We start from the raw sequence: 4994 nt of genomic DNA on the forward strand, positions 1-4994 counted from the left end.
TGTTCCTGTGCTACCGGAACGGGCGCTAATGTAGGGGAAACACCGCCCCGCCGTCAATCAACTTTTTGAAAAAAATGTGCATTTACACAAACTTCAAGCAACATGGAGCATAAATAAGCGGGAATTGTTTTTTTTGCCAGCATCCTAAAATTTGCTACTCTGATGTTCCCTCGAAAAATGATGATAATAAGTGCGAGAAAGTTCCGCACAACAATGTTCAGGAGACAATATGGATATAATTTTCTATCACCCAACATTCGATACGACCTGGTGGATTAATGCGTTGGCAAAGGCAATACCTGGTGCGAACGTACGTGAGTGGAAAGCGGGTGATAATGCACATGCTGACTATGCGCTGGTCTGGCATCCGCCGGTTGAAATGCTCGCAGGACGAAAATTAAAAGCCGTATTTGCGCTGGGAGCGGGTGTCGATTCTATTCTCAGTAAACTCAATGCTCATCCGGAAATGTTGGATGCGTCGATCCCGCTTTTCCGTCTGGAAGATACGGGTATGGGCCTGCAAATGCAGGAATATGCTGTCAGTCAGGTGCTGCACTGGTTTCGTCGCTTTGATGATTATCAAGCATTGAAAAATCAGGCGAAATGGCAGCCGTTGCCAGAATATACTCGCGAGGAGTTTACCGTCGGGATCATGGGGGCTGGGGTATTGGGCGCAAAAGTTGCCGAAAGCCTGCAGGCATGGGGATTCCCACTGCGCTGCTGGAGTCGTACGCGTAAATCCTGGTCTGGCGTGGAAAGCTTCGCCGGTACTGAGGAACTGGGCGCGTTTTTGAGTCAAACTCGCGTGCTGATCAACCTTCTGCCTAATACGGCAGAAACCGTAGGCATTATTAACGCTGATTTACTTAGCCAATTGCAGGATGGCGCCTACGTGCTGAACCTTGCACGCGGTGTTCATCTCAATGAAGACGATCTTCTGGCATCGCTGGAAAGCGGCAAGGTGAAGGGGGCCATGCTGGATGTTTATAGCCGTGAACCGCTGCCAGAAAACAGCCCATTATGGAAACATCCGCGTGTGGCGATGACGCCACATATTGCCGCAGTTACCCGTCCGGCAGAAGCGGTGGACTATATCTCCCGCACGATTATGAACCTGGAGAGCGGGCAAGTCGTAACAGGTCAGGTCAATCGCGTTCGGGGATATTAATGGTAACCCGGCAAGTACCGGGTTTCAGCTAAAATCCCCGTCATACTTCAAGCTGCATGTGTGTTAGCTACGGTTGTTCACCTGAATCACTTACATAAGTAAGTGATTCAGATATCACTCCCTTGCCACCTGCCTGCGACTCGAATTTTTAGGGTATTAATGGTGGCGATACCTGCTATCCTTGACGGAAAATGACTACAGGAGAGAGTTATGTATCCCGTTGACCTGCATATGCATACCGTCGCCAGCACCCACGCCTACAGCACCTTAAGTGATTACATCGCGGAAGCTCGTCGCAAAGGCATCAAGCTGTTTGCCATTACCGATCATGGACCGGACATGGCGGATGCGCCTCACCACTGGCACTTTATCAATATGCGTATTTGGCCACGTGTCGTGGATGGCGTGGGGATCCTGCGCGGAATAGAAGCCAATATTAAGAATATTGAAGGTGAAATTGACTGTTCAGGTCCGATGTTTACCTCCCTGGACCTCATTATTGCGGGCTTCCATGAGCCGGTTTTTGCACCTCACGATAAAGACACCAATACCCAGGCAATGATAGCTACGATGGCCAGCGGTAATGTGCACATCATCAGTCATCCGGGAAATCCCAAGTATCCTGTTGATATTAAAGCAATTGCGCAGGCGGCGGCAAAGTACCAGGTTGCACTGGAAATCAATAATTCTTCGTTTTTGCATTCGCGTAAGGGCAGTGAGGATAATTGTCGTGCGGTTGCTGCGGCTGTGCGTGATGCTGGTGGATGGGTGGCGTTAGGGTCGGATTCACATACTGCTTTCACGCTGGGAGAATTTGGCGAATGCCGTAAAATCCTGGATGATGTTAATTTCCCTGAAGACAGAATTTTAAACGTCACACCTAAACGTCTATTGGCGTTTCTGGAATCGCGAGGCATGGAGCCGATCGCGGAATTTGCTGAACTGTAATTGTTACTAACTGGAATATATCAATGAACGAGTTTTCTATCCTGTGTCGTGTACTGGGCTCGCTGTTTTACCGCCAACCGCAGGACCCTTTACTGGTTCCCCTGTTTACCCTGATTAGTGAAGGTAAACTGTCCGCCAACTGGCCGCTGGAACAGGACGAACTGCTCACCCGTTTACAGAAGAGCTGCGATATGCCCCAGCTGGCTGCAGATTACAACGCGCTGTTTGTCGGTGACGAGTGTGCAGTGCCGCCTTATCGTAGTGCCTGGGTAGAAGGGGCGAAAGAATCTGATGTTCGTGCATTTCTTTCAGCCCGGGGCATGCCGCTTGCTGATACACCGGCAGATCACATTGGTACGCTGTTGCTGGCGGCTTCATGGCTTGAGGACCAGTCTGCGGAAGATGAAAGTGAGGCGCTTGAAACCTTGTTTGTAGACTACTTGCTGCCCTGGTGCGGTACGTTCCTTGGTAAAGTTGAAGCGCACGCGAACACGCCTTTCTGGCGTACGATAGCACCGCTGACGCGTGATGCCATTGGTGCGATGTGGGACGAATTGCAGGAAGATACAGACGAATAAATGTGACGCGCGTCACTTAAAAGGTGCAACTCAATTTATAAGCTTGCATAAATTGTGTGCGCGATCTCATTACCATGCCGTTTTTCTGCTAAGATGCGCGGCATGAACATACTTCTCTCAATTGCAATCACAACGGGCATTCTCTCCGGGATCTGGGGATGGGTGGCCGTTTCTCTTGGTTTACTCAGTTGGGCTGGCTTTCTGGGTTGCACGGCTTATTTCGCCTGCCCGCAAGGTGGGTTAAAAGGACTGTGGATCTCGGCGTGTACGCTGCTAAGCGGTGTGGTGTGGGCGTTGGTGATTATTAACGGTAGTGCGCTTGCTCCGCATATGGACATTATTGGTTATGTCATGACAGGAATTGTCGCGTTTCTGATGTGTATCCAGGCAAAGCAATGGCTGCTTTCATTTGTACCGGGCACGTTCATTGGCGCATGTGCAACATTTGCAGGGCAGGGCGACTGGCGACTGGTTGTACCGTCACTGGCACTGGGCCTCGTATTCGGCTATGCAATGAAAAACAGTGGTCTGTGGCTGGCATCTCGCCGTGAAAATAGAATATCGTCGACGCTGACCAGTAAATAAAAAAGCGTGAGGGTTTTCCTCACGCTTTTTATGCTGTATAGACCCATCAGGATTCTGGCGGTACCGACATATGACGGTATTTAACCAGGATGTCATTATCAACTTGTTTCTTATCCTGCAAATCCCACAATCCGCGATCGATGCCGTCATTAATCAGGAAGATAACGCCCGTTTCAATCGCTGACATCAGACAAAGCATAACCGGTTCGTTAGAGGTGTAGCCAATTTCACCTTCCAACAGACGCTGGTAGTCAATAAAGCGGAACACCCCAGCCTGTACTTCATAAGACAGAATGGTTTTACTGGTATTCACTGACGACAGGATCTCACCGGTGCTGACGTTAACTACGCGCAGGTTTACCGCTATCTGGTCGAGCTGGTATTGGGTATCGGCGCCAATACCAAAATAACGTGCACCGACACCACCCGATTTAACGTTGCTTTCATAACCGATAATTGATCCTTCCACCATGACGTTTGCCGCGGTCAGGGACTGTAGCGGGATCCGGTTATTAATCGCAACCGTACCGTTTTCCTGAGCTGCACGAATGATTTTGCGTTCGTTAAGCAAGTTCTGTAACCCCTGACGTTCCAGTGGGACGAACCAACGAGAATCTTTCAATGCGGTGACAAGCATAGCCGTGGCGCTTTGCGGGACGGCGGTTGAGAAGTTACTTGCCGGGTAAGGTTTAAATTGGCCAGTCTCATCCTGAATGTTGTATACCGACACAAAGATCTTACCTGTAGGCATAGGCAGATGCGTCAAGTCTTTATAGCTTTGGGCTCGGGGCATTAATGTCGGCTTAGCGGCTTCTTGAGGCGGAGCTGTTAAACATCCGCTGAGTAAAATTACTGCCACCATGATAAGTAAACGCTGCATGATTATTTCCTTTCGTGGCTATAACTTAGAAGTCGGTCGACTGTGTTTGTAAACCCGACACTTCAATTGTCGAAGTTTTCCCCGATTTCCTGTCGGTGACATTCAATTGCAGTTGTCCGTCCCGGTTGGCGATATCAATGATAAAATCATTGGTCACCATTCTTCCTGGTTTACCGGTATTAATGTTGGTGAGTAGGCCACCGAGAATTTGTGACTGAATCGCCTGAGTAAAGTTATCCAGAGCTGACGGGGTTTCAATACCGTAATCGTCATAGCTTGGATCTTTATATGAGTTCTGGGCCTGGGCGCTGTTCAACAGAAAAGCACCATTATTCGGGTTGCCACCAAAGTTTGGGTTGCGAAACTGGAACGTCATGTTTCCGGCCCAACTTAATGGTGAAATTAGCATGAGCAAAACCACTGCATGTTTAACACGCATGAAAGCCTCCGGACAAAATCATGTTTTAGAATTCATCACGCGCTAAATCGCTAGTGCTTAATAGTGTTTGATCTATTTGCCGGCGATTTAATGCTTCCTCAGTTTGTGCCAATGCGAAGACTACAATTTTGTCGAAGTCTTTTTTCGTCGGAAATAAAAAAGTCTGGAAGATAACGTCCTGATTGACCGTTATGGTGATCCAACTTCCCCAACGCGCACTGGGTCTTTCATTAATGGTTAAGTTTCCTGTGTACTCGCTTTCCCACTTATCACTAAAGGCCCGATAAAAATCATGCCCGATTGAAGAGACAGTGTGGTCAGTTAACAGCCCGGGAACCTCCACCTCTACGGTTGTCGCTGCGTGCAGACTCCCGGCAGCAAAGAATAAATTTGCTG

General features: G+C 48.9%; 7 protein-coding genes. 4 read left to right on the top strand and 3 right to left on the bottom strand.

The genetic code is table 11. From position 1 onward, the window contains the following. Positions 1-229: 229 nt before the first annotated feature. The 4 genes from ghrA to FDW94_RS20430 all read left to right on the top strand — a co-directional run bounded on the left by ghrA (position 230) and on the right by FDW94_RS20430 (position 3279). Complete coding sequence (ghrA, locus tag FDW94_RS20415) at positions 230-1168, top strand: glyoxylate/hydroxypyruvate reductase GhrA (RefSeq protein WP_057067489.1); 939 nt, start codon at positions 230-232, stop codon at positions 1166-1168. A gap of 210 nt (positions 1169-1378) precedes the next feature. Beyond that, a complete protein-coding gene (locus tag FDW94_RS20420) occupies positions 1379-2116 on the top strand; it encodes a phosphatase (RefSeq protein WP_008784332.1) in 738 nt (245 codons plus the stop codon). Positions 2117-2139: 23 nt separating this feature from the next. Continuing rightward, positions 2140-2694, top strand: a complete 555-nt coding sequence (locus FDW94_RS20425) for a molecular chaperone (RefSeq protein ID WP_003832084.1) — start codon at positions 2140-2142, stop codon at positions 2692-2694. Positions 2695-2796: 102 nt separating this feature from the next. Further along, positions 2797-3279, top strand: a complete 483-nt coding sequence (locus FDW94_RS20430; protein WP_032934412.1) for a DUF1097 domain-containing protein — start codon at positions 2797-2799, stop codon at positions 3277-3279. 46 nt (positions 3280-3325) lie between these two features. Here FDW94_RS20430 and csgG read toward each other — a convergent pair whose 3' ends face one another. The 3 genes from csgG to csgE all read right to left on the bottom strand — a co-directional run. Continuing rightward, the gene (gene csgG / locus FDW94_RS20435; protein ID WP_003036082.1) at positions 3326-4159 is read right to left on the bottom strand and encodes a curli production assembly/transport protein CsgG; all 834 of its coding nucleotides are present in this window, start codon (positions 4157-4159) and stop codon (positions 3326-3328) included. Between the two features lie 25 nt (positions 4160-4184). After that, a complete protein-coding gene (gene csgF, locus FDW94_RS20440; RefSeq protein WP_003832089.1) occupies positions 4185-4598 on the bottom strand; it encodes a curli production assembly/transport protein CsgF in 414 nt (137 codons plus the stop codon). Between the two features lie 25 nt (positions 4599-4623). Continuing rightward, on the bottom strand, positions 4624-4994 hold a 371-nt coding region (csgE, locus tag FDW94_RS20445; RefSeq protein ID WP_170974258.1), incomplete at its 5' end, for a curli production assembly/transport protein CsgE.

The organism is Citrobacter sp. wls757 (assembly GCF_005280935.1).
In the GTDB taxonomy this organism is placed as follows: domain Bacteria; phylum Pseudomonadota; class Gammaproteobacteria; order Enterobacterales; family Enterobacteriaceae; genus Citrobacter; species Citrobacter portucalensis.

Bases quoted from the DNA above. Each gene is read 5' to 3' on its own strand.
- csgF (WP_003832089.1), bottom strand. From the start codon at position 4,598: ATGCGTGTTAAACATGCAGTGGTTTTGCTCATGCTAATTTCACCATTA.
- csgG (WP_003036082.1), bottom strand. From the start codon at position 4,159: ATGCAGCGTTTACTTATCATGGTGGCAGTAATTTTACTCAGCGGATGT.
- FDW94_RS20425 (WP_003832084.1), top strand. From the start codon at position 2,140: ATGAACGAGTTTTCTATCCTGTGTCGTGTACTGGGCTCGCTGTTTTAC.
- FDW94_RS20420 (WP_008784332.1), top strand. From the start codon at position 1,379: ATGTATCCCGTTGACCTGCATATGCATACCGTCGCCAGCACCCACGCC.
- ghrA (WP_057067489.1), top strand. From the start codon at position 230: ATGGATATAATTTTCTATCACCCAACATTCGATACGACCTGGTGGATT.
- FDW94_RS20430 (WP_032934412.1), top strand. From the start codon at position 2,797: ATGAACATACTTCTCTCAATTGCAATCACAACGGGCATTCTCTCCGGG.